Annotated in this window: 1 tRNA gene and 1 rRNA gene; both read left to right on the plus strand. The window is 49.2% G+C overall.

Features of this window, described 5'->3' with window-relative positions:
- The first annotated feature begins 78 nt into the window (after positions 1–78).
- A tRNA-Ala gene (locus SOM48_RS22615) sits at positions 79–154 on the plus strand.
- Between the two features lie 178 nt (positions 155–332).
- Positions 333–528, plus strand: a 23S ribosomal RNA gene (locus tag SOM48_RS22620); the annotation flags it as partial.

The raw sequence follows: 528 nt of genomic DNA on the forward strand, positions 1-528 counted from the left end.
GCTCACATACATTACGTATGCTTCGCTCCATCACGCCGCGCCCGGAAACGAATTTAAGGTACAGAGTTTAACTACGATGGGGCTATAGCTCAGCTGGGAGAGCGCCTGCTTTGCACGCAGGAGGTCTGCGGTTCGATCCCGCATAGCTCCACCATCCTCACTGTTCGTCACTAGAAAACTTCAGAGTACACATTCTGTGTGTGCTGCGAAGTTTTGCTCTTTAAAAATCTGGATCAAGCTGAAAATTGAAACACAGAACAATGCGAATTGTTCCGTGAGTCTCTCAAATTTTCGCAACTGATGATGTTTTACGAAACATCTTCGGGTTGTGAGGTTAAGCGACTAAGCGTACACGGTGGATGCCCTGGCAGTCAGAGGCGATGAAGGACGTGCTAATCTGCGAAAAGCGCCGGTAAGGTGATATGAACCGTTATAGCCGGCGATGTCCGAATGGGGAAACCCAGTGCAATCCGTTGCACTATCACAGCATGAATACATAGTGCTGTGAGGCGAACCGGGGGAACTGAA

Origin of the sequence: Kosakonia sp. CFBP8986 (genome assembly GCF_034044935.1) — a bacterium.
GTDB classification, from domain to species: Bacteria; Pseudomonadota; Gammaproteobacteria; order Enterobacterales; family Enterobacteriaceae; genus Kosakonia; species Kosakonia cowanii.